Source organism: Pseudomonas sp. CFBP13528 (assembly GCF_005233615.1).
GTDB lineage: Bacteria > Pseudomonadota > Gammaproteobacteria > Pseudomonadales > Pseudomonadaceae > Aquipseudomonas > Aquipseudomonas fluorescens_AM.
This window is the reverse complement of record NZ_QGAJ01000006.1, coordinates 60,114-82,876: the sequence shown is the minus strand read 5'-3', so window position 1 is coordinate 82,876 and position 22,763 is coordinate 60,114. Positions and strand designations below refer to the sequence as shown.

At 58.9% G+C, this 22,763-nt stretch carries 20 protein-coding genes and 1 other RNA gene; 13 read left to right on the top strand and 8 right to left on the bottom strand.

From position 1 onward, the window contains the following. Positions 1-113: 113 nt before the first annotated feature. The 4 genes from ssrA to PspCFBP13528_RS14135 form a co-directional block, all read right to left on the bottom strand. Positions 114-510, bottom strand: a transfer-messenger RNA (tmRNA) gene (gene ssrA / locus PspCFBP13528_RS14150). Between the two features lie 93 nt (positions 511-603). Next, a complete protein-coding gene (locus tag PspCFBP13528_RS14145; RefSeq protein WP_065883919.1) occupies positions 604-882 on the bottom strand; it encodes a hypothetical protein in 279 nt (92 codons plus the stop codon). A gap of 137 nt (positions 883-1,019) precedes the next feature. Further along, entirely contained in the window at positions 1,020-3,830 is a 2,811-nt protein-coding gene (locus tag PspCFBP13528_RS14140) for an FAD-binding and (Fe-S)-binding domain-containing protein (protein WP_137200428.1), read from the bottom strand. Positions 3,831-3,900: 70 nt separating this feature from the next. Beyond that, the gene (locus PspCFBP13528_RS14135) at positions 3,901-5,595 is read right to left on the bottom strand and encodes a lactate permease LctP family transporter (RefSeq protein WP_065952166.1); all 1,695 of its coding nucleotides are present in this window, start codon (positions 5,593-5,595) and stop codon (positions 3,901-3,903) included. Positions 5,596-5,846: 251 nt separating this feature from the next. Here PspCFBP13528_RS14135 and PspCFBP13528_RS14130 point away from each other — a divergent pair, with 251 nt between their 5' ends. After that, positions 5,847-6,614: an FCD domain-containing protein gene (locus PspCFBP13528_RS14130; protein ID WP_101219542.1), complete on the top strand. Its 768-nt coding sequence runs from the start codon at positions 5,847-5,849 to the stop codon at positions 6,612-6,614. Positions 6,615-6,651: 37 nt separating this feature from the next. On the opposite strand, the gene smpB is transcribed toward PspCFBP13528_RS14130, so the two are convergent. Continuing rightward, a complete protein-coding gene (smpB, locus tag PspCFBP13528_RS14125; protein WP_003235073.1) occupies positions 6,652-7,134 on the bottom strand; it encodes an SsrA-binding protein SmpB in 483 nt (160 codons plus the stop codon). A 169-nt stretch (positions 7,135-7,303) separates the two neighbouring features. On the opposite strand from smpB, the gene PspCFBP13528_RS14120 reads away from it, so the two are divergent. Together PspCFBP13528_RS14120 and PspCFBP13528_RS14115 are read left to right on the top strand one after the other, a co-directional pair. Further along, positions 7,304-7,738: a type II toxin-antitoxin system RatA family toxin gene (locus PspCFBP13528_RS14120; protein ID WP_065952168.1), complete on the top strand. Its 435-nt coding sequence runs from the start codon at positions 7,304-7,306 to the stop codon at positions 7,736-7,738. Further along, positions 7,731-8,033: an RnfH family protein gene (locus PspCFBP13528_RS14115; RefSeq protein ID WP_065952169.1), complete on the top strand. Its 303-nt coding sequence runs from the start codon at positions 7,731-7,733 to the stop codon at positions 8,031-8,033. The genes PspCFBP13528_RS14120 and PspCFBP13528_RS14115 overlap by 8 nt, the downstream gene beginning before the upstream one ends. Before the next feature lie 56 nt (positions 8,034-8,089). Here the strand turns inward: PspCFBP13528_RS14115 and PspCFBP13528_RS14110 are convergent, their stop codons facing one another. Beyond that, the gene (locus tag PspCFBP13528_RS14110; protein WP_057725005.1) at positions 8,090-8,617 is read right to left on the bottom strand and encodes an outer membrane protein assembly factor BamE; all 528 of its coding nucleotides are present in this window, start codon (positions 8,615-8,617) and stop codon (positions 8,090-8,092) included. Positions 8,618-8,715: 98 nt separating this feature from the next. Between PspCFBP13528_RS14110 and fur the strand changes: the two genes are divergently transcribed. Further along, positions 8,716-9,120 (top strand): ferric iron uptake transcriptional regulator, encoded by a 405-nt coding sequence (gene fur / locus PspCFBP13528_RS14105; protein WP_065952170.1) that lies wholly within the window; start codon positions 8,716-8,718, stop codon positions 9,118-9,120. 86 nt (positions 9,121-9,206) lie between these two features. Here the strand turns inward: fur and recN are convergent, their stop codons facing one another. Then, entirely contained in the window at positions 9,207-10,880 is a 1,674-nt protein-coding gene (recN, locus tag PspCFBP13528_RS14100) for a DNA repair protein RecN (protein WP_065952171.1), read from the bottom strand. Between the two features lie 254 nt (positions 10,881-11,134). Between recN and grpE the strand changes: the two genes are divergently transcribed. From grpE to PspCFBP13528_RS14060, 8 genes are all read left to right on the top strand, one after another. Beyond that, on the top strand, positions 11,135-11,695 hold the full coding sequence (gene grpE / locus PspCFBP13528_RS14095; protein WP_065952172.1) for a nucleotide exchange factor GrpE: 561 nt from the start codon (positions 11,135-11,137) through the stop codon (positions 11,693-11,695). Positions 11,696-11,797: 102 nt separating this feature from the next. Beyond that, positions 11,798-13,714: a molecular chaperone DnaK gene (dnaK, locus tag PspCFBP13528_RS14090; protein WP_101219540.1), complete on the top strand. Its 1,917-nt coding sequence runs from the start codon at positions 11,798-11,800 to the stop codon at positions 13,712-13,714. A gap of 318 nt (positions 13,715-14,032) precedes the next feature. Beyond that, the gene (gene dnaJ, locus PspCFBP13528_RS14085; RefSeq protein WP_065883934.1) at positions 14,033-15,157 is read left to right on the top strand and encodes a molecular chaperone DnaJ; all 1,125 of its coding nucleotides are present in this window, start codon (positions 14,033-14,035) and stop codon (positions 15,155-15,157) included. 10 nt (positions 15,158-15,167) lie between these two features. Then, the gene (dapB, locus tag PspCFBP13528_RS14080) at positions 15,168-15,974 is read left to right on the top strand and encodes a 4-hydroxy-tetrahydrodipicolinate reductase (RefSeq protein WP_065952174.1); all 807 of its coding nucleotides are present in this window, start codon (positions 15,168-15,170) and stop codon (positions 15,972-15,974) included. A 258-nt stretch (positions 15,975-16,232) separates the two neighbouring features. Then, the gene (gene carA, locus PspCFBP13528_RS14075; RefSeq protein WP_065952175.1) at positions 16,233-17,369 is read left to right on the top strand and encodes a glutamine-hydrolyzing carbamoyl-phosphate synthase small subunit; all 1,137 of its coding nucleotides are present in this window, start codon (positions 16,233-16,235) and stop codon (positions 17,367-17,369) included. Between the two features lie 105 nt (positions 17,370-17,474). Further along, positions 17,475-20,696 carry a carbamoyl-phosphate synthase large subunit gene (gene carB, locus PspCFBP13528_RS14070; protein WP_137200427.1) on the top strand — a complete coding sequence of 1,074 codons (3,222 nt, stop codon included), beginning with the start codon at positions 17,475-17,477 and terminating at the stop codon, positions 20,694-20,696. Between the two features lie 2 nt (positions 20,697-20,698). Beyond that, on the top strand, positions 20,699-21,175 hold the full coding sequence (greA, locus tag PspCFBP13528_RS14065) for a transcription elongation factor GreA (protein ID WP_065952218.1): 477 nt from the start codon (positions 20,699-20,701) through the stop codon (positions 21,173-21,175). Positions 21,176-21,203: 28 nt separating this feature from the next. Next, the gene (locus PspCFBP13528_RS14060) at positions 21,204-21,608 is read left to right on the top strand and encodes an MFS transporter (RefSeq protein WP_137200426.1); all 405 of its coding nucleotides are present in this window, start codon (positions 21,204-21,206) and stop codon (positions 21,606-21,608) included. Between the two features lie 9 nt (positions 21,609-21,617). Here PspCFBP13528_RS14060 and PspCFBP13528_RS14055 read toward each other — a convergent pair whose 3' ends face one another. Next, complete coding sequence (locus tag PspCFBP13528_RS14055) at positions 21,618-21,926, bottom strand: YhbY family RNA-binding protein (RefSeq protein ID WP_003176146.1); 309 nt, start codon at positions 21,924-21,926, stop codon at positions 21,618-21,620. 106 nt (positions 21,927-22,032) lie between these two features. Between PspCFBP13528_RS14055 and rlmE the strand changes: the two genes are divergently transcribed. Next, on the top strand, positions 22,033-22,683 hold the full coding sequence (rlmE, locus tag PspCFBP13528_RS14050; RefSeq protein ID WP_065892263.1) for a 23S rRNA (uridine(2552)-2'-O)-methyltransferase RlmE: 651 nt from the start codon (positions 22,033-22,035) through the stop codon (positions 22,681-22,683). Positions 22,684-22,763: the final 80 nt, after the last annotated feature.

Genomic DNA, 22,763 nt, shown 5'->3' with positions numbered 1-22,763 from the left:
TCAACTGTGGGATGCCCTGGGATTAGGTGGGAAAACGCGGGCAAGAAAAAAGCCGTATAGCTTTGATTTCTCTAGGCTTTACGGCTTTTTTGGGTCTTCCTGGGAAGACTAAATGGTGGAGCCGGGGGGATTTGAACCCCCGTCCGCCAGTACTCCGCTGTCGGTACTACATGCGTAGCCGTTTCTATTAAGTTAACCCTCAGCGACCCGAAGGGCAGGGTGCTTTGGGCGAGTTGTGTAAGTTTTAGCCGCTTCGTCCACAACGTACTGCACGGCGATTCTGTTCTATATGACAATCACTTTGGGTTTACAGACATCCCCTGGTGATTGCTGGACCCGAAGGTACCAGAAGCTCAGGGCTAAGGCTGCTTACGCAGCGAGAGCGAATTCCTGGCCGTAGTTTTCGTCATTGGCAACTATAAGAAGTTGCAACAGTGGATTTACGAGTTCTGTTACCAACTCGGCATGCACCTAAAGTTTCGCGACCGGCGTCGAATCCTAAACGGCCCCGTGCTTGTAACTCGTTGTTTCTAGTGAGTGACAAGCTTGTGCAGTGTACGCCAAACCTTCACGAAAGGCCAACCCGAAGGTCGGCCCTATCGCTTACTGACCGCCTTTTTCGCTGTTCTGCAGGTCTTGCAGGGCCTTGGAGGTGATTTCGATGCACTTCTTGTCATCACCTGCCGCATGAGCGGCCTTGGCTTGGGCGACGGCGGTGTCGATTTCGCCGCTTTTGCCACTGGTGTCGGTGGACAGCAGGGCTTTACCGTTGTTGATTTTGTCCAGGTTGATCTGGCACAGGTCTTTATCACCGGCCGCGAAAGCGGGGGACGCCAGCATCGCAGCGGTAATGAACAAGCCAGCAAGAGCGGAACGCTTCATAGGGTATCTCCTTGCGCAAAAGGGCTCGACGCTGCTGGCGTTGAGGGGCTGCCAGCGACATCACTGTGAGCCTCGTTTGTCGAGGCCTATGCAGATGACTACACCGGCGCGCAGGGGTTCTGTTTTATTTTGCGGGCTTAATGGGCGCGGGCCTGGGTGACGCGGTCCACGAGGTACACCAGCCCGTGATAATCGATGCCGCCGTGCTTGCTCAGGCCGATCTCGCAGGTGCGGCTGGTGGAGATGCCTTCGCTGCAGTGTTGCACCGCGTCCTTGAGGGTGCGCAGTGAGTGGGCGTTGAGTTCCGGGGTGGTGAAGCCTTTGTCGCCGGCAAAGCCGCAGCAGTGAATGCCTTCGGGGATGACGACGGTCTTGGCGCAGCGTCGGGCGAGGTCGATCAGCGCCTGGCTTTCGCCGAGGTGCTGGGTGCTGCAGGTGACGTGGACGGCAATGGGCGCTTCCTGCGGCGTGAAGTCGAGGCGGTCCATGAGGTGCGTGCGGATGAAACGTACTGGGTCGTAGAGGTCCAGGCGTGTCTCGCCCAGGTCTTGCGTCAGGCGCAGGGTGCACGGGCTGGTGTCGCAATAGATCGGGTCGAGGCCGCCACGGCTGGCGTGGAGCAGGGCGCCGATCAGTTCCTGGCGCTTGTGTTCGGCCTGTTCGGCATAGCCTTTGGAGGCGAAGGGTTGGCCGCAGCACAGGTTGTCCTGGTGGTCGGGGAAGACAACCTGGTAACCGGCTTTTTCCAGCAGGCCACGGGTTTTGTCGTACAGCGACATTTGCTCTTTATCACCCGCCGCCGGGCCCATGGCGCGTGAGACGCACGCCGCCAGGTAGACCACCCGTGGCCGCTCGTCGGTGGCGGCCGGGCTGAAGCGAATGGCTTTTTCCGGTTGTGGCATGGCGTTGGTCCACTGCGGGACTTGCCCCTTGGACAGCCGGGTCACGGTGGCTGATAACTTTGCCAGGCGCGGGGCACCCAGCAGCATGCGCGCGCCGTTGGCGACATGCAGGGTAAAACGCGCACCTTGCAGCGCGGTGGCGAAATGGTTGGCGAGCCATTCGGCGGTTTTCGTACGGTCGGCGTCACGGCTGCGCAGCTTTTTCACCAGGTCGCCGGTATTGATGCCTACAGGGCAGCGTTGGGCGCAGAGCCCGGTCGCGGCGCAGGTATCGATGCCTTGGTAGTGGTAGGCCGCTTCCAATTCGGTGGTGTCGACGCCGGCGCGCTGCTTGGCCTGGATGTCGCGCCAGATCACAATGCGCTGACGTGGGCTTAAGGTCAGGCCTTTCGACGGGCACACCGGCTCGCAGAACCCGCATTCGATGCACTTATCCACAAGCTCGTCGGCGGCGGGCAGGGGTTTGAGGTGTTTGAGGTGAATCTGCGGATCTTCGCTGAGCACCACGTCCGGGTTGAGGATGCCGTTAGGGTCGAGCAGGCGCTTGAGCTGCCACATCAGTTGATAGGCATCGCTGCCCCATTCCAGTTCGACAAACGGCGCCATATTGCGACCGGTGCCGTGTTCGGCTTTCAACGATCCACCGAATTCAACCGCGACCAGGTGTGCAACGTCGTCCATGAACGCCTGATAGCGTGCGATTTCTTCCGCGCTGTTGAAGCCTTGAGTGAAGACAAAGTGCAGATTGCCTTCCAGGGCATGTCCGAAAAGGATGGCTTCGTCGTAGTGGTGTTTGTCGAACAGTTCGATCAAGCGGTTGACGCCAAGCGCCAGTTGTTCGACCGGAAAGGTAACGTCTTCGATGATCACGGTAGTGCCGGTTTTGCGTACGGCGCCCACGGCGGGGAAGGTGTCCTTGCGAATCGCCCAGAGCCGGGCGTTTTCCAGTGGGTCTTCGGTGAAGTCGACCTGCTTCTCCACCGGAAAAGAGACGAGTGAGGCCATGATCAGCGCCAATTGTTCATGCAGTAACGAGGAAGTGGCGGCGCGGGATTCGATCAGCAGCGCGCAGGCATTGTCCGATAGTTGCTGTACGAACGCTGGCATACCCGGTTTGTTCTGTACCGAGCGCAGGCTGCGCCGGTCCAGCAGCTCAACTGCCGAGACTGGCTGAGTCTTCAGCACGGTGACCGCGTTGCAGCAGGTCTCCACATCCGGGAATACGATGAGTGCCGAGGCCTTGTGCGGGTGATCGATCACCGTGTCGTAGGTCACGGCGCTGATAAACCCCAGGGTGCCCTCGGACCCCACCAGTAAATGGCTGAGGATATCCAGCGGGTCATCAAAATCCACCAGAGCATTCAGCGACAGGCCGGTGGTATTTTTCAGACGGTATTTGTGGCGGATTTTTGCCGCCAGTTCGGCGTTTGCCCGCGTCTCGCGGCCCAGTGTGGCCAGGCGTTCAAGCAGTGCGCCATGGGTGTGGCGGAAGGCCTGGACGCTGGCGGGATCTTCGGTGTCCAGGCGGCTGCCATCGGCCAGGACCAGACGAATGCCTGCCAAGGTGTGGTAGGTATTTTGCGCCGTACCGCAGCACATGCCACTGGCGTTGTTGGCGACGATGCCGCCGATCTTGCAGGCGTTGATCGATGCCGGGTCCGGCCCGATCTTGCGCCCGAATGGCGCCAGCCAGGCGTTGGCCTGAGCGCCGATGACGCCGGGCTGCAGGCGGATCTGCAGGCCTTGCGCGCGAATTTCGCGACCATTCCACTGATCGCCCAGCACGATCAGCACCGAATCGCTGATGGCCTGGCCGGACAAGCTGGTGCCCGCTGCGCGGAAGGTCACGGCGACGCGGTCGCGCTGGGCCAGTTGCAGCAGCGTGACGACTTCGTCTTCCGACTCGACGCGTATCACCAGCTGTGGGATCAATCGGTAAAAGCTGGCGTCGGTGCCGAAGGCGAGGGTGGAAAGTGGATCGTCAAAACGACGATCCTTCGGGATCAGTTGTGCGACGTCGCTCAGGAATGCGGCAGGCAGGCTCATCGGTCCTCCAGAAATAGCTGACGCCGGAACCGTTGTCCGGCGTCGATTCTTACCCTATTGCGTGCAGGTCTCAGTGCACCAGCATACCGGTGAACCAATACGCCTGTGCCAAGGTGATCAGCCCGACGATCGTGGCAAAGAACAGGCTGTGTTTAAGGGTGAAGCGGAACAGGTCGGATTCCTTGCCCACCAGGCCGGTCGCCGCACAGGCCACGGCGATGGATTGCGGCGAAATCATTTTGCCGGTCACGCCGCCACTGGTATTCGCCGCCACCAGCAAGGTGTCGTTGACGCCGATCTGGTGGGCGGTGGTGGCTTGCAACGAGCTGAACAGTGCATTGGACGACGTGTCCGAGCCTGTCAGGAACACACCAAGCCAGCCGAGGAACGGTGAGAAAAACGGGAAGGCCGCGCCGGTGCCCGCCAGGACCAGGGCCATGGTCGAGGACATGCCCGAATAGTTGGTAACAAAGGCGAAGGCCAACACCATGCCAATGGACAGGATCGGCCAGCGCAGCTCATAAAAGGTTTCTTTTAAAGTGGTAAGACCAGTTTTAATGTCTATTTTCAGTACGGCCATCGAGATCAGCGCAGAGAAGAAAATCGCGGTGCCGGTTGCTGAAATCGGGTCCAGCTTGAATACCGCCGGTATGGCGGTGGGGTTGATGACGATTGGGGCGACTTTGATCACCAGTTGGTCCAGATGCGGAATCGCAAAGTTGAACACCCAGCTGTACATCGAGCCGCCGGCGGCAAACATCGCCTTGAAGGGTTTGAGGGTCCAGATGGTGACCAGCACGGTGAGTATCAGGAAGGGCGACCATGCCTTGAAAATCTGCCCCAGGCTGTACGGAGAAACAAGGGTGTTGCGGGGCAAGCCGAAGCCGCCGGCGCTGGCGGTAACCGCCGTGCTCGAGGTGGCGCCGGCGATCTGCGCGCCGGCGCTGCGCTTGGGTTGCCAGACTTTGAGGAATAAGGTCAGGGCGATCAGGCTGGCCAGTGCCGAGGTGATGTCGGGCAGCTCCGGGCCGATGAAATTGGAGGTGAAGTACTGAGTGACGGCAAAGCTCAGGCCGGCCACCAGGGCTGCGGGCCAGGTTTCGCGAACACCGCGCAGGCCGTCCATCATGAACACCAGCCAGAACGGCACGAACAGTGACAGCAGGGGCAGTTGGCGCCCGGTCATGGCGCCGATCTTGAAGGCGTCGATGCCGGTGACCTGGCCCGCCACGATGATCGGGATGCCCAGCGCACCAAAGGCGACCGGGGCGGTGTTGGCAATCAGGCACAGGCCGGCGGCGTAGAGCGGGTTGAAACCCAGGCCGACCAGCAGCGCGGCGGTGATTGCCACGGGGGCACCAAAACCGGCCGCCCCTTCGAGGAAGGCGCCGAAGCAGAAGCCGATCAGCAATACCTGCAAGCGCTGGTCGTCGGTAATCGACAGGACCGAGCTGCGGATAACCTCAAACTGACCACTCTTGACCGTCAACTTGTAGAGAAATACAGCCGCCACGATGATCCACGCAATCGGCCACAAGCCATAGGCGAAGCCGTAGCCGGCGGCGGCCAGGGCCATGTCGACCGGCATCTGGAAGGCGAAAATGGCCACCAGGATCGACAGCGCGAGGGTGATGCTGCCGGCCACGTGCCCCTTGAGGCGGAATACAGCCAGGGCCAGGAAGAAAAATACAATGGGGATAACGGCGGCCAGTGCGGATACACCGAGACTGCCGAGAGGGCTGTAGAGCTGTTGCCAGGTTTGCATGTGGGGTGGCCCCTGATTGTTGTTGTTTGTACGTCTTGGATAATTGGTAATACCAATTTACCGTCACTGTGGGCTAGATTAAGAGGCTTGGCAGGGGTGTGTCAATTTGCCGCCCACGAAACTTTGGTCGTACGGGTGGGTGTGCAGCGTTCTGATCGGGATAATCCGAGGCGTTCTGATAGGTGCCGGGAGCGCGGCGATAGGCCAGAATAGAGAGCCCGGCGCGTGGTCGGGATGGTGGAGAGCGGGTTATGGGGTTTGATCAGGTGCGTCAGCGCCGTTTGTCTGACGATATTGTCGAGCAGCTCGAGGGCATGATCCTTGAGGGCACGCTGAAGTCGGGCGAGCGCTTGCCGGCCGAGCGCGCATTGGCTGAACGATTTGGTGTGTCGCGTCCGTCGCTGCGAGAAGCGATTCAGAAGCTGGCGGCCAAAGGGTTGTTGGTCAGTCGTCAGGGCGGCGGCAACTATGTGGTGGAATCCCTGGGGTCAACCTTCAGCGACCCTTTGTTGCATCTGCTGGAAAACAATCCTGAAGCGCAGCGGGACCTTCTGGAGTTTCGCCAGACGCTTGAGGCTTCCTGTGCTTATTACGCGGCATTACGTGCAACGGAAGTGGACCGTGAGCGGCTGACAGCGGCGTTCGAGGCCTTGCAGGATTGCTATGCGCGGGCCGATGAGGTGAGTCGAGTGGAGGAGGGGGCGGCCGATGCGCGGTTTCACCTGGCCATTGCCGAAGCCAGCCATAACGCCGTGCTGCTGCACACCATTCGCGGGCTATTCGATCTGCTCAAGCGTAACGTGGTGACCAACATTGGCGGCATGTATCAACAGCGCACCGAGACCCGCGACATGCTGATCAGCCAGCATCGCGATCTGTACTTGGCAATTATTGAAGGGCGGGCCGAGCAGGCGCGGGAGATTTCAACGCGTCACCTGCTGTATGTGCAGGAAGTGCTGGAGGAGGTTCGTCAGGAGGTTCAGCGCGTAGCTCGGGCGCAGCGACGTAAGGGCATGTAGCCTCGGGCGAGTCGCCCGAAGCTGCATCGTCACAAGCTTAGTCTTCCTTGCCCTTGTTGCGCACCGCGCGATGCAATTCGCGATTGGAGTCGCGCTCGCGTTCGGTATCGCGTTTGTCGTATTCCTTCTTGCCCTTGCCCAGCGCGATTTCGCACTTGACCAGGTGCTTGCTCCAGTACCAGGACAAGCAGATGCAGGCGTAGCCTTTCTGTTGCACTGCCGCAGCGAGTTTTTCCAGCTCGCGGGCATTGAGCAGCAGCTTGCGCGTGCGCACCGGGTCGGCAATCACGTGCGTGCTCGCGGTGGTCAGCGGGGTGATATGACTGCCAAGCAGCCACGCCTCGCCATCCTTGAGCAGCACATAGCTGTCGACCAGCTGCAGCTTGCTGGCACGCAGACTTTTTACTTCCCAGCCGGCCAGGACCAGACCAGCCTCGAACCGATGTTCGATGAAGTAATCGTGTCGCGCCTTTTTATTTTGCGCGATGGTCCCTGTGGGGTGTTTCTTTTGTTTAGCCATAGGGGCGGCATTATAGGGAGTTGCGAGCGTGTCGGCTACGGTCAACCTGCGTGCTTGAGCGTGTTGGACGAATCCCGGACAATGCGGTCAGTTCTTTGGTTTTTTTCTCTCGCGGATCTGGCTGTTGTTTCGCGATGTTTGCCCGCTCAGCTGTGGAAATAACACTCACATGACGACGCATATTCAACGTTCGGCCCTGCTGCCATATCCCGCACAGGCGCTCTATGACCTGGTCAACGACGTGGCGCGTTACCCGGAATTCCTGCCGTGGTGCTCCACTGCCGAGGTTTTGGAGAGCGGTGACGCATACATGGTTGCCAGCGTCGGCGTAGCCAAGGGTGGGCTTAGCCAGCATTTTGTTACCCGCAATGTGCTGGTGCCTGGGCAATCCATCGAAATGAATCTGCAGGAAGGGCCGTTCACCCAGTTGCATGGGGTATGGGTATTCAAGGCGCTGACGGACAAGGCCTGCAAGATCAGCCTGGACCTGTCGTTCGATTACGCAGGGCCGATTATTCGCGCGACATTGGGGCCTTTGTTCAATCAGGCGGCGAATACGCTGGTGGACGCGTTCTGTCAGCGGGCCAAGCAACTGCATGGTTGACATTGAAGTGGTGCATGCCGCTGTTGATCGCCAGGTTTTATTGCAGGTGAAGGTTCCGGCGGGCACGAGCCTGAGGGCAGCGGTGCGGATGTCGGGGATCGCCGAGCAATTTGCGCAGTTGGCGCTGGCTGAATGCCCGTTGGGGATTTTCGGAAAGGTGGTTGCTGACGCGGATGTGCGTGTCGTGCAGCCAGGTGATCGAATTGAAATCTACCGGCCGTTGCTGGCAGATCCCAAGGAAGTACGCAGGCAGCGTGCGGCCAGGGCGGCGAAGAACAGGCCGCAAGGCTCATAAAACCGTCAGACAACAAAAAGCCCGGCATGCCGGGCTTTTTGTTGAGTGTCGCTTTGTTACTGCGGGCTGGTGTCCAGAGGCTGTGGCGTCGGGACTGGCACGGTTTCCACGCCATCGACGTCCTTCTGGATCTGGTCCAGCAAGGAGCCTGGCTTGGCCGGCACCTCGGATTTCGGCTTCTCGGCTTCCTGTGCAGGGGCGGTCACGCTGGTACCGCTGTCCTTGCCCAACAGCGCTTCATCGCGGCTTACGCCAGGCATGAAGTCGCCGGAAAGGCTGACAAGCTGGTCATTGCCATTGAAAATGACACTGACGCGCTCCTGCTGGCGCTCACCGCCGCCAGGCTGGAGGCTGTAGAGGTAATCCCAGCGATCGGCATGGAAAGTGTCGGTCAGCAGGGGATTGCCCATGATAAACCTTACTTGCCGTCGGGTCATTCCCGGGCGTAACTGGTCTATCATGTCCTGCGTGACGACATTGCCCTGCTGGATGTCGATTTTGTAAACCCCGGGGAATGAACAACCGGCGAGTGCGAGCAGTCCCACAAAGGTGAAACTGGTTAGCAAGAGCTTGGTGTTTTGCATCGGTGGGCGACTTCCACTATCTTGGCTGGGACAACGTAAACGCCGATCATACCCGTATTATGAGAAGCTGCGAAGCAGCATCCGCGAGAAAGCTAACCATGGTTGAAAATAGCGAACTACGCAAAGCCGGTCTCAAAGTGACTCTGCCCCGAGTCAAGATTCTACAAATGCTCGATTCTGCTGAGCAGCGCCACATGAGTGCCGAGGACGTTTACAAGGCGCTGATGGAGGCTAATGAAGACGTCGGCCTGGCCACGGTTTACCGTGTCCTGACCCAGTTTGAAGCCGCAGAGCTGGTGGTTCGTCATAATTTCGACGGCGGTCATGCAGTGTTTGAATTGGCCGACGGTGGGCACCACGACCATATGGTTGACCTGGATACCAATGAGGTTATCGAGTTCACCAGCCCTGAGATCGAAGCGCTGCAGCATAAGATCGCTGAGGAGCATGGCTTCGATTTGGTCGACCATAATCTGGTGCTGTACATCCGTAAGAAAAAGTAAAAATCGACGCAGATTTGCTCTGCGAAACGATTGAAGGCGACCCTAGGGTCGCCTTCGTGCTTTATATAAGAAGGAAAAAGCTCGCTTCAAGCCTTCGCCGCTACGACCATCTTCTTCGCATGCGCCAGGGACTCCTTGGTCAAATCAATACCGCCGAGCATCCGCGCCACTTCCTCCACGCGCTCCGACTTGTTCAGCTTGGACACGGCCGTGCGCGTCGCTTCGCTGCCTCGCACCTTGTGCACGAACAAGTGCTGATGCCCTTGGGCCGCCACTTGCGGCAAGTGGGTCACCGTAAGCACCTGGCCACGATCGCCCAGGCGTCGCAACAACTGGCCAACAATCTCGGCAGTCGGCCCGCCAATGCCTACGTCCACCTCATCGAATACCAGGGTCGGTACACGCGAGGTTTGCGCAGTGATGACCTGGATCGCCAGGCTGATCCGTGAAAGCTCGCCGCCGGAGGCGACTTTTGCCAGGGCCTTGAGCGGTTGCCCCGGGTTGGCGCTGACCAGCAACTCCACCTGTTCCAGTCCTTGGGGTTGCAGTTCATGGCTGGTATTGGCGTGCAACTGGATGGTGAAGCGGCCACCGGGCATGCCCAGCCGCTGGATTTCCTGCTCAACGGCATCGGCCAGGCGGGTGGCGGCTTGCTGGCGAAGGTCGCTCAGCTCGCGAGCTTTTTCCTGATAATGGCGGGCGAAGGAGGCGAGTTCTTCGCCGAGGCGCTCAATGGACTCGTCGTTCGCGTTCAAGGTTTCGATTTCATCCAGCAGCTTTTGCTGCATCGCCGCCACTTCGGTTGGCTGGATGCGATGTTTGCGCGCCAGGGTGTAGATAGTGTCCAGGCGCTCTTCTATTTCCTGCAGGCGCGCCGGGTCGGCATCGAAATGATCCAGGAAGCGGTTCAGCTCACCTACCGCCTCTTCTACCTGGATCTGCGCGCTGGTCAGCAGGGTAGTGGCCTCACTCAGTGAGCCGGAGGCGTTAGTCACGCTGGACAGGCGATTAAGGCTTGCCGTCAGTGCGTTGAGCACATTGCCGGAATCACTTTCGCTGCATTGCTCGATCACTTGGCGACAGATACCCAGCAGCGTCTCGGCGTTGGTAAGGTTTTTGTGTTCCTGTTCAAGCTGTTCCAGTTCGGTCTCGCCCAGGCCCAGGCTTTCAAGCTCTTCGAGTTGATAGCTGAGCAATTGGTGGCGAGCGCGTTGCTCGTCGCCGGAGTTGGAAAGACGTTCCAGTTCCTGGCGTGTCTGGCGCCAGCGGTGGGCGGCCAGGTGAACCTGGCGAGCAAGGTCGGTGGCGCCGGCGTACTCGTCGAGCAGGCGGCGATGGGTGTCGGTTTTCAGTAGGGACTGGTGCTCATGCTGGCTGTGGATATCAATCAGCAGTTCACCCAGGGCTTTCAAGTCGCCAAGGGGGCAGGGCGTGCCGTTGATGTAGCCGCGTGAGCGTCCTTCGGCGGTGATGACCCGGCGCAGAATGCACGGCCCTTCATTATTGAGGTCGCGCTCGGCCAGCCAGGCCTCGGCCTCGGGAATATCCGCCAGGTCGAAGGTGGCCAGGATGTCGGCCTTGTCGGCGCCGGGGCGTACCACTCCGCTGTCGGCGCGGTCCCCGAGCGTCAGGCCCAGGGCGTCGAGCATGATCGACTTGCCGGCGCCGGTCTCGCCTGTGATTACGCTCATGCCGCGATCCAGTTCGAGATCCAGATGTTCAACGATGGCGTAGTTATGTACGGACAGGTGCACGAGCATGAAAGTCGCTCCCAGGCTTTAGGTCTGGTTATTTATACAGTGTTTTATCTGAGGCTGACAATCCTGGCGCTTAGCTCGATTTGCTTGATCAATGGTTTTTTTTAGCTCAATAAGGCATGTACAGGCAGGAAATGATCCGAGACATACGAAAGACTTTTGGTAACCCCTGCACCCTTGAACCTGAAAATTGTGGCCCCATATACCGGAACAGAAGCGCGAGTTGAGTTCGCGCATGATTTTGAAAGGAGAAATCTATGGCTGACGAACAGACGCAGGATACGCAAACGCCAGACGCCAATTCGGCTGCCGGTGATGAGCTGGGGACTCGTGTGCAAGTGCTCGAAGAGCAGCTGGCCGCAGCGCAGGATCAGTCGTTGCGTGTTGCCGCCGATCTGCAGAACGTCCGCCGCCGTGCCGAGCAGGATGTAGAAAAGGCTCACAAATTCGCATTGGAAAAATTCGCCAACGACCTGCTGCCGATTATCGACAGCCTGGAGCGTGGCCTTGAACTGTCCAATCCGGATGACGAAAACATCCGCCCGATGCGCGAAGGGATCGAACTGACCCTGAAAATGTTCCAGGACACCCTGAAGCGTTATCAGTTGGAAGCCATCAATCCACTAGGCGGTGAGCCGTTCAACGCAGAGCACCACCAGGCGATGGCGATGCAGGAAAGCCACGACCTGGAGCCCAACAGCGTATTGAAGGTATTCCAGAAGGGCTACCTGCTTAACGGTCGCTTGTTGCGTCCGGCGATGGTGGTGGTGAGCAAGGCGCCCGCACCCGTTTCGCCTTCTATTGATGAGCAGGCTTGAAATCCGCCGCAAGGCCCCCATCTATAAGTCAAGCGTTTAAGTGCTACCGCAGTTAGCCACAACTGCTGCGGCATCCAAATTCAAGTTTCGGGAGAGTGAATCATGGGCAAAATTATCGGTATCGACCTGGGGACCACCAACTCGTGCGTCTCGGTCATGGAAAACGGCAAGGCCAAAGTCATCGAAAACGCTGAAGGCGCGCGTACCACGCCGTCGATCATCGCTTACGCCAACGACGGCGAGATTCTGGTCGGTCAGTCGGCCAAGCGTCAGGCCGTTACCAACCCGCACAACACCCTGTACGCGGTAAAGCGTCTGATCGGTCGTAAGTTCGACGAAGAAGTCGTACAGAAAGACATCAAGATGGTGCCTTACAAAATCGCCAAGGCCGACAACGGTGACGCCTGGGTTGAAGTAAACGGCAACAAGATGTCTGCGCCGCAGATCTCGGCTGAAGTCTTGAAAAAGATGAAGAAGACTGCCGAAGATTACCTCGGTGAAACCGTGACCGAAGCGGTGATCACCGTTCCGGCCTACTTCAACGACAGCCAGCGCCAGGCGACCAAAGATGCCGGCCGCATCGCCGGCCTGGACGTAAAACGTATCATCAACGAACCCACTGCGGCGGCCCTGGCCTACGGTATGGACAAGGCCAAAGGCGACCACACTGTGATCGTTTATGACTTGGGTGGTGGTACTTTCGACGTCTCCGTCATCGAGATCGCTGAAGTTGACGGCGAGCACCAGTTCGAAGTGTTGGCCACCAACGGCGACACATTCCTGGGTGGTGAAGACTTCGACATCCGTCTGATCGACTACCTCGTTGACGAATTCAAGAAAGAAAGCGGCATGAACCTCAAGGGTGACCCGCTGGCGATGCAGCGCCTGAAAGAAGCCGCCGAGAAAGCCAAGATCGAACTGTCGTCGAGCATGTCCACCGACGTGAACCTGCCGTATATCACTGCAGATGCTACCGGTCCTAAGCACTTGAACGTGAAGATATCTCGCGCCAAGTTGGAAGCACTGGTTGAAGACCTGGTTCAGCGCACCATCGAGCCATGCCGTATCGCATTGAAAGACGCCGGTATCGACGTTGGCGCGATCAACGACGTGATCCTGGTCGGTGGCCAGACCCGTATGCCGCTGGTACAGCAGAAAGTCACCGAGTTCTTCGGTAAAGAAGCACGTAAAGACGTGAACCCGGACGAAGCGGTCGCCATGGGTGCTGCCATCCAGGGCGCGGTATTGGCTGGTGACGTGAAAGACGTGTTGCTGCTGGACGTGAGCCCTCTGACCCTGGGTATCGAAACCATGGGCGGCGTGATGACTGCGCTGATCGAGAAAAACACCACGATTCCTACCAAGAAATCCCAGGTGTTTTCGACTGCCGACGATAACCAGGGCGCCGTGACCATTCACGTGCTGCAAGGCGAGCGTAAGCAAGCTGCGCAGAACAAATCCCTGGGCAAGTTCGACTTGGCCGAGATTCCACCAGCACCACGTGGCGTGCCGCAAATCGAAGTGACCTTCGACATCGACGCCAACGGCATCCTGCACGTTGGCGCGAAAGACAAGGCTACCGGCAAAGAGCAGAAGATCACGATCAAGGCCAACTCCGGCCTGTCTGATGAAGAAATTCAACAGATGATTCGTGATGCTGAAGCCAATGCTGATGCGGATGCCAAGTTTGCCGAGTTGGCTGGCGCCCGTAACCAGGGTGATGCGCTGGTTCACTCGACGCGCAAAATGGTCGCTGATGCTGGCGACAAGGTGAGTGCCGAAGAGAAAGCTGCAATCGAAGCCGCTGTGGTTGCCCTGGAAGCCGCTATCAAAGGCGATGACAAGGCCGCTATCGAAGCCAAGGTTGAGGAGCTGTCGAAGGTTTCCGCGCCAGTGGCTCAGAAAATGTACGCCGAACAAGGCCAGCCGGCTGAAGGTGCTGCGCAGCAAGCAGAACCTGAAGCCAAGCACGATGATGTTGTCGATGCCGAGTTCGAAGAAGTCAAAGACCAGAAGTAACTTGGTCGCCCGGTTGACCGCTCACAAGCGGTGACTGGTAGGATGTCGCCGCGCGGGAGCTTGCTCCCGCGTTGGCGTGTCTGGGGTATGCGAATTTTTACAGTATGCGACAGCGTTCGGGTGCTGGCGGTGTGGTCGGGAATGCTCCTGCTTTCCGAGCAGTAAATGCCGCGTTTTTAGTCGGGTGGCCGGCTAAAAAGTAGTAATGACCAGGATCGTTGAATTGACGTGAGTTGGGTCCGGGCCTGCATTGGGGCTCAACGAGTTTGGCGAGGCTCAGGAGGGTCTGGCTGAACGTCCTTAAGAGTGCAAAGACTTATGGCAAAGCGTGACTATTACGAAGTATTGGGTGTGGAGCGCGGGGCTAGCGAGGCGGACCTGAAAAAGGCTTACCGTCGCCTGGCGATGAAGCACCACCCGGACCGTAATCCGGATAGCAAAGAATCCGAAGAAATGTTCAAAGAGGCCAATGAGGCCTACGAATGTCTGTCTGATCCCAACAAGCGTGCAGCCTACGACCAGTATGGCCATGCCGGTGTCGACCCGAGCATGGGCGGCGGCGGTGCCGGTTTTGGTGGCCAGAACTTCTCCGATATTTTCGGTGATGTGTTCAGTGATTTCTTTGGCGGTGGCCGTGGTGGTCAGCGTGGCGGGGCCCAGCGTGGCAGCGACCTGCGCTATACCCTGGAGCTGAACCTGGAAGAAGCCGTGCGCGGCACCAGCGTCAACATCCGTGTACCGACGCTGGTCAACTGCAAACCGTGCGACGGCTCGGGTGCCAAAAAGGGCTCTTCGCCAATCACCTGCCCGACCTGCGGCGGTATCGGCCAGGTTCGGATGCAGCAGGGCTTCTTCTCGGTGCAGCAAACCTGCCCGCGTTGCCATGGCCAGGGCAAGATCATTTCCGACCCGTGCGATTCCTGCCATGGCGAAGGTCGTGTCGAAGAGTACAAGACGCTGTCGGTGAAAGTGCCGGCGGGCGTGGATACCGGTGACCGCATTCGTCTGTCGGGTGAAGGGGAAGCGGGTACTCAAGGTGGGCCTACGGGCGACCTGTATGTGGTGATCAATGTGCGCGAGCACTCGATCTTCCAGCGCGATGGCAAGCATCTGTTCTGTGAAGTGCCGATCAGCTTTGTCGATGCGGCCCTGGGTGGTGAACTGGAAATTCCGACGCTGGACGGTCGGGTCAAGCTCAAGATTCCAGAGGGCACGCAGACCGGCAAGCAGTTCCGTATCCGTGGCAAAGGCGTTGCGCCGGTGCGCGGTGGTGGGGCAGGCGACCTGATGTGTCGTGTGGCGGTAGAAACGCCCGTCAACCTGAATCGCCGTCAGCGTGAGCTGCTTGAAGAGTTCCGCAGTTCGTTGGAAGGTGATGACTCCCATTCGCCAAAAACCACGGGTTTTTTCGATGGCGTGAAGCGCTTCTTCGGCGACCTGTAAGGAATTGAGTATGCGACGTATAGCCGTAATGGGCGCTGCCGGGCGCATGGGCAAAACGCTGGTCGAAGCCGTGCAGCAGCGCTCGCCGGCGTCCGGGCTGACTGCGGCGATCGTTCGTCCGGGCAGCACGTTGATCGGTGCAGATGCGGGTGAGTTGGCTTCGCTGGGCCGTATTGGCGTTTCGTTGTCCGGTCACCTGGGGCAGGTGGCCGACGAGTTCGACGTGTTGATCGATTTCACGCTGCCGGAGGTGATGCTGGAAAACCTGGCATTCTGCCGTAAGGCAGGCAAGGCGATGGTGATCGGTACCACCGGTTTGACGGTTGAGCAGAAGCAGTTGCTGGCTCAGGCGGGCAAGGATATTCCGATCGTCTTTGCAGCGAACTTCAGCGTGGGCGTGAATCTTTCCCTCAAGTTGCTGGACATGGCGGCTCGTGTATTGGGCGATGAAGCGGATATCGAAATTATCGAAACCCATCATCGTCACAAGATCGATGCGCCGTCCGGGACTGCCTTGCGGATGGGCGAGGCCATCGCTGATGCGTTGGGGCGTGACCTGTCGAAAGTGGCGGTGTATGGCCGTGAAGGGCATACCGGTGCGCGTGCGCGCGACACCATTGGATTTGCCACTGTGCGCGGTGGTGATGTGGTCGGTGATCACACTGTGCTGTTTGCCACTGAAGGCGAGCGCCTGGAAATCACGCACAAGGCGTCCAGCCGAATGACGTTCGCCAAGGGCGCGGTGCGTGCTGCGCTCTGGTTGGAGGGGCGCGAGCCTGGTCTGTACGACATGCGTGATGTACTCGACCTGCACTAATCGGTAGCTTAAACAGGGCCTCAAGCTTATGCTTGGGCCCCGTTTTACCCGCTAAGCGACGCCCTGTCGCATTCCCCTGCCTTTCAGGCTCATTAGCGGTGGACCAAAAAAGCCTTTTTCTGTAAGCTACAGCTTTAGTGTGTCCACTAAAAGCGCGCAGAATAATTCAGTGAAGAAGCGGGGTGACGTGTCCATACGTCACTCCGCTTTTTTGCAACCTGCGATCGCCCTTTCAGGCTTTATTTACGGGAGGTCTTCTTGACTAAGCCAGCCATACTCGCCCTTGCTGATGGCAGCATTTTTCGCGGCGAAGCCATTGGAGCCGACGGTCAAACTGTTGGTGAGGTGGTGTTCAACACCGCCATGACAGGCTATCAGGAAATCCTTACCGATCCTTCCTACGCCCAGCAGATCGTTACCCTGACCTATCCGCACATCGGCAACACCGGTACTACACCGGAAGACGCCGAGTCTGATCGTGTCTGGTCGGCAGGTCTGGTGATTCGTGACCTGCCACTGGTTGCGAGCAACTGGCGTAACACGATGTCGCTGTCCGATTACCTGAAAGCCAACAACGTTGTGGCGATCGCTGGTATCGATACGCGCCGCCTCACGCGCATCCTGCGTGAAAAAGGCTCGCAGAACGGCTGCATCATGGTCGGTGAGAATATCTCCGAAGAGGCGGCGATTGCCGCAGCGCAAGGGTTCCCTGGCCTGAAGGGCATGGACCTGGCGAAAGTCGTCAGCGTCAAAGAGAAGTACGAATGGCGCTCCACTGTCTGGGACCTGAAGACCGACAGCCACGCGACTATCGATGCCGCTGAGCTGCCTTATCACGTTGTGGCCTACGACTACGGCGTCAAGTACAACATCCTGCGCATGCTGGTTGAGCGCGGCTGCCGCGTGACCGTGGTGCCGGCGCAAACCCCGGCCAGCGATGTACTCGCCCTGCAACCGGACGGCGTGTTCCTGTCCAACGGCCCTGGTGACCCCGAGCCATGCGACTACGCCATCCAGGCGATCAAGGACGTGCTGGAAACCGAGATTCCGGTATTCGGTATCTGCCTCGGCCACCAGTTGCTGGCCCTGGCCTCGGGCGCCAAGACCCTGAAAATGGGCCACGGTCACCACGGTGCCAACCACCCCGTGCAGGACCTGGACACCGGCGTTGTCATGATTACCAGCCAGAACCACGGTTTTGCGGTGGATGAAGCGAGCCTGCCTTCGAACGTGCGCGCTATTCACAAGTCGCTGTTCGACGGCTCCCTGCAAGGCATCGAGCGCACCGACAAGAGCGCGTTCAGCTTCCAGGGTCACCCTGAAGCCAGCCCGGGCCCGAACGACGTAGCGCCGCTGTTCGACCGTTTCATCAATGAGATGGCCAAGCGACGCTGACTGAGCGGCCTGCGGGTGGCCCCGAACTTCGGTGGCCCCCGCAGGTTCTTCAAAGAATGTTCAAGACGGCTTGCCGACTGACCTGCGGATTTGAGTGACAAACCCATGCCAAAACGTACAGACATAAAAAGCATCCTGATTCTCGGCGCTGGCCCGATCGTGATCGGCCAGGCCTGCGAATTCGACTACTCCGGCGCCCAGGCCTGTAAAGCCCTGCGCGAGGAGGGCTACCGCGTCATCCTGGTGAACTCCAACCCGGCCACCATCATGACCGACCCGGCCATGGCCGACGCCACCTACATCGAACCGATCAAATGGCAGACCGTGGCCAAGATCATCGAAAAAGAGCGTCCGGACGCGCTGTTGCCAACCATGGGCGGCCAGACCGCGCTGAACTGCGCCCTGGACCTGGAGCGTGAAGGTGTCCTGGAAAAGTTCGGCGTCGAGATGATCGGTGCGAACGCGGACACCATCGACAAGGCGGAAGACCGTTCGCGTTTCGACAAGGCGATGAAGTCCATCGGCCTTGACTGCCCGCGCTCCGGTATCGCCCACAGCATGGAAGAGGCCAACGCGGTTCTCGAAAAGCTGGGCTTCCCCTGCATTATCCGTCCGTCCTTCACCATGGGCGGCACCGGTGGTGGCATTGCTTACAACCGCGAAGAATTCGAAGAGATCTGCGCCCGTGGCCTGGACCTGTCTCCGACCAAAGAGCTGCTGATCGACGAATCCCTGATCGGCTGGAAAGAGTACGAGATGGAGGTTGTCCGCGATAAAAAGGACAACTGCATCATCGTCTGCTCCATCGAAAACTTCGACCCGATGGGCGTGCACACTGGTGACTCGATCACCGTTGCGCCGGCGCAGACCCTGACGGACAAGGAATACCAGATCATGCGGAACGCCTCGTTGGCGGTATTGCGTGAAATCGGCGTTGAAACCGGTGGTTCCAACGTTCAGTTCGGTATCTGCCCGGACACAGGCCGCATGGTCGTGATCGAGATGAACCCGCGTGTATCGCGTTCTTCGGCGCTGGCCTCGAAAGCGACCGGCTTCCCGATTGCGCGTATCGCTGCCAAGCTGGCGATCGGTTACACCCTGGACGAGTTGCAAAACGAAATCACGGGCGGCGCCATGCCGGCGTCTTTCGAGCCGTCTATCGACTACGTTGTGACCAAGCTGCCGCGCTTTGCCTTCGAAAAATTCGCCAAGGCCGATGCGCGCCTGACCACTCAGATGAAGTCGGTCGGTGAAGTCATGGCCATCGGCCGCACGTTCCAGGAGTCCCTGCAGAAAGCCCTGCGCGGCCTGGAAGTCGGCGTTTGCGGCCTGGACGAGAAGCTCGACCTGAGCAACCCGGAAAGCATGAGCATCCTCAAGCGCGAGCTGACCGTGCCAGGCGCCGAGCGTATCTGGTACGTGGCTGACGCCTTCCGTGCCGGCCTGAGCGTCGAAGATATTTTCGGCATGAACATGATCGACCCGTGGTTCCTGGTGCAGATCGAAGACCTGATCAAGGAAGAAGAGAAGGTCAAGACCCTTGGCCTGTCGTCCATCGACCGCGACCTGATGTTCCGTCTCAAGCGCAAAGGCTTCTCCGACCAGCGTCTGGCCAAGTTGCTGGGTGTGACCGAAAAGAACCTGCGTACTCATCGCCACAAGCTGGACATCTTCCCGGTCTACAAGCGCGTTGACACCTGCGCCGCCGAGTTCGCCACCGACACTGCGTACATGTACTCCACCTATGAAGAAGAGTGTGAAGCCGCGCCGTCAGGCCGCGATAAGATCATCATTCTGGGTGGCGGTCCGAACCGTATCGGCCAGGGCATCGAGTTTGACTATTGCTGCGTTCACGCCGCTCTCGCCCTGCGCGAAGACGGCTACGAGACCATCATGGTCAACTGCAACCCGGAAACGGTTTCCACTGACTACGACACGTCCGACCGCCTGTACTTCGAGCCGGTAACCCTGGAAGACGTACTGGAAATCTGCCGCGTCGAGAAGCCAAAGGGCGTGATCGTCCAGTACGGCGGCCAAACCCCGTTGAAACTGGCGCGTGCCCTGGAAGCCGCCGGCGTGCCGATCATCGGCACCAGCCCGGATGCCATCGACCGTGCAGAAGACCGTGAGCGCTTCCAGCAGATGGTCGAGCGCCTGAACCTGCGTCAGCCGCCAAACGCCACCGTGCGCAGCGAAGACGAAGCCATCCGCGCAGCCAGCAAGATCGGCTACCCGCTGGTGGTGCGTCCGTCCTACGTACTGGGCGGCCGCGCGATGGAAATCGTCTACGAAGAAGATGAGCTCAAGCGCTACCTGCGCGACGCGGTGAAAGTTTCCAACGACAGCCCGGTGCTGCTCGACCATTTCCTCAACTGCGCCATCGAAATGGACGTGGACGCGGTGTGCGACGGTACCGACGTGGTGATCGGCGCGATCATGCAGCACATCGAGCAGGCGGGCGTTCACTCCGGTGACTCCGCGTGCTCGCTGCCGCCGTACTCGCTGCCGGCGCACATCCAGGACGAGATGCGCGAACAGGTCAAGAAAATGGCCCTGGAGCTGGGCGTGGTCGGCCTGATGAACGTGCAGTTGGCGCTGCAAGGCGAAGACATCTACGTCATCGAAGTCAACCCGCGCGCTTCGCGTACCGTGCCTTTCGTGTCCAAGTGCATCGGTGTGTCCCTGGCCATGATCGCTGCGCGCGTAATGGCCGGTAAGACCCTGAAGGAAATCGGCTTCACCAAGGAAATCATTCCGAACTTCTACAGCGTGAAAGAGGCGGTGTTCCCCTTCGCCAAATTCCCTGGCGTGGACCCGATCCTGGGCCCGGAAATGAAGTCCACCGGTGAAGTGATGGGCGTGGGCGACACCTTCGGCGAAGCCTTCGCCAAGGCCCAGATGGGCGCCAGCGAAGTGCTGCCGACCGGCGGTACTGCGTTTATCAGCGTGCGCGATGACGACAAGCCACTGGTTGCGGGTGTGGCCCGTGATCTGATCAACTTGGGCTTTGAAGTCGTGGCTACCGCCGGGACCGCCAAGCTGATCGAAGCGGCCGGCCTGAAAGTACGCCGCGTGAACAAAGTGACGGAGGGCCGTCCGCACGTGGTCGACATGATCAAGAATGACGAAGTCACCCTGATCATCAACACCACCGAAGGTCGCCAGTCGATCGCGGACTCCTACTCCATTCGTCGTAATGCCTTGCAGCACAAGATCTATTGCACCACCACCATTGCTGCTGGCGAAGCCATCTGCGAAGCGCTCAAGTTCGGTCCGGAAAAGACCGTGCGTCGCTTGCAGGATCTACACGCAGGATTGAAGGCATGAGCATAACCAAATACCCGATGACCGTTCAGGGCGCTCGCGCCCTGGAAGAGGAGCACGCCCATCTGACCAAAGTCGTACGTCCAAAGCTGAGCCAGGACATCGGTACGGCCCGCGAGTTGGGTGACTTGAAGGAAAACGCCGAATACCACGCGGCTCGCGAGCAGCAGGGTATGGTCGAGGCGCGGATCCGTGATATTGAAGGCCGCATGCAGAATGCGGTGATCATCGACGTCACGACCATCCCGCATACCGGCAAGGTGATTTTTGGCACGACCGTGGAAATCGCCAACGTCGAGACCGATGAAAGCGTGACCTACCAGATCGTGGGCGAGGACGAGGCTGACTTCAAGAAAGGCAAGATCTCTGTCGGCTCACCCATTGCCCGTGCCTTGATTGCCAAGGAAGAGGGCGACGTGGTTGCCGTGAAAACGCCGAGCGGCGTGATCGAGTACGAGATTGTCGAAGTTCGTCACATCTGAAAGACGGCGCCCGCTTCGTGCGGGCGCCATGCTTTGGCAGCTCTCCCAGATGCTTTGGGTGGGTGGCCTGTGGTTGTTGCACATTGGCGTGTTGCCGGTGCTGGGCCTGATTGGCCTGGCACCGCTGCTGATCGATGAGATCGACGGATTGCTCAGTACGTTGCTGGTGGCTTTTGCGGCGGCGTGCGTGACGCTCCAGGCATGGGTGCTGGTCAAGGCTGAAGGCTTGGGGAGTTTGTGGCGGGATATTCGCGGCCAGCTGCTACTGATGGCGCTGTATGCGTGTGCAATGTATTGCGTTGTGCATGTCTGGCTGCCGCAAGCGTTGCGCTGGCAGCTATTCAGCTATCTTGTGCTAGGGTTCTCCGGCCTGGTGCTGGTTGTACAGCCCGCACCGGGATGGAGTGGCGGGGCGCGCGAAGCACGCCCTTGACCCTTTTCATCACTTGAAGCGATGAACGTTCGACAGTTGCTTGTTGACGCTGAAGTTCTTGCGGTACAGCAGCGCCATCTTGCCGATAACCTGGACCAGGTCCGCCTTGCCCACCTTGCACAGTTCTGCAACGGCGGCCAGGCGCGCTTCGCGATCAAGGATATTGACCTTGATCTTGATCAGTTCATGATCATTGAGTGCGCGTTCGAATTCGGCTAACACACCTTCAGTCAAACCGTTGTCTGCCACAATCAGAACTGGTTTCAGATGGTGGCCAATGGATTTGTACTGTTTCTTCTGCTCTTGAGTGAGCGGCATAATCTGACCCCTGCGTCTGATCTTGTAAAAAGCGGCGGCCAGTTTACCCGAGCGAGTCCGGGACCGCCCAGTTAATCACGACCCGTTTTATTTTTCGAGGTGGCCCGTGGCCCGTTCCAAAACCAGCCTTAAATGGCTACAAGAGCATTTCAACGATCCTTACGTCAAAAAGGCGCAGAAGGACGGCTACCGTTCCCGGGCCAGCTACAAGTTGCTGGAGATCCAGGACAAGGACAAATTGATCCGTCCCGGCATGAGCGTTATTGACCTGGGTGCGGCCCCGGGTGGCTGGTCCCAGGTGACCAGTCGTCTGATTGGTGGGCAGGGCCGCTTGATCGCTTCAGACATCCTGGAGATGGACAGCATCCCGGATGTGACCTTTGTTCATGGTGATTTCACCCAGGACACTGTGCTCGCAGAGATTCTTGAGGCGGTGGGAAATTCGCAGGTAGACCTTGTGATTTCCGACATGGCCCCCAATATGAGTGGATTACCGGCCGTCGATATGCCGCGTGCCATGTTCCTGTGTGAACTGGCGCTGGATCTGGCGGGTCGGGTACTGCGTCCTGGTGGTGATTTCCTGGTGAAAGTCTTCCAGGGCGAAGGGTTTGACGAGTACCACAAGAACATCCGCAAGCTGTTCGATAAGGTGCAAACACGCAAGCCTGACTCTTCCCGGGACAGGTCTCGGGAGCAATACCTGCTCTGCCGCGGCTTTCGCGGCGTTGAAGGCGCGGCGAGCGAAGAGCGTTTTTGAGAGATTCGAGGAGGGCGATAGGTTTTTTTATATCGCTTTCGTCATGAAGCTTTACGATTATTGTGTAGTCAAAGTTTCAC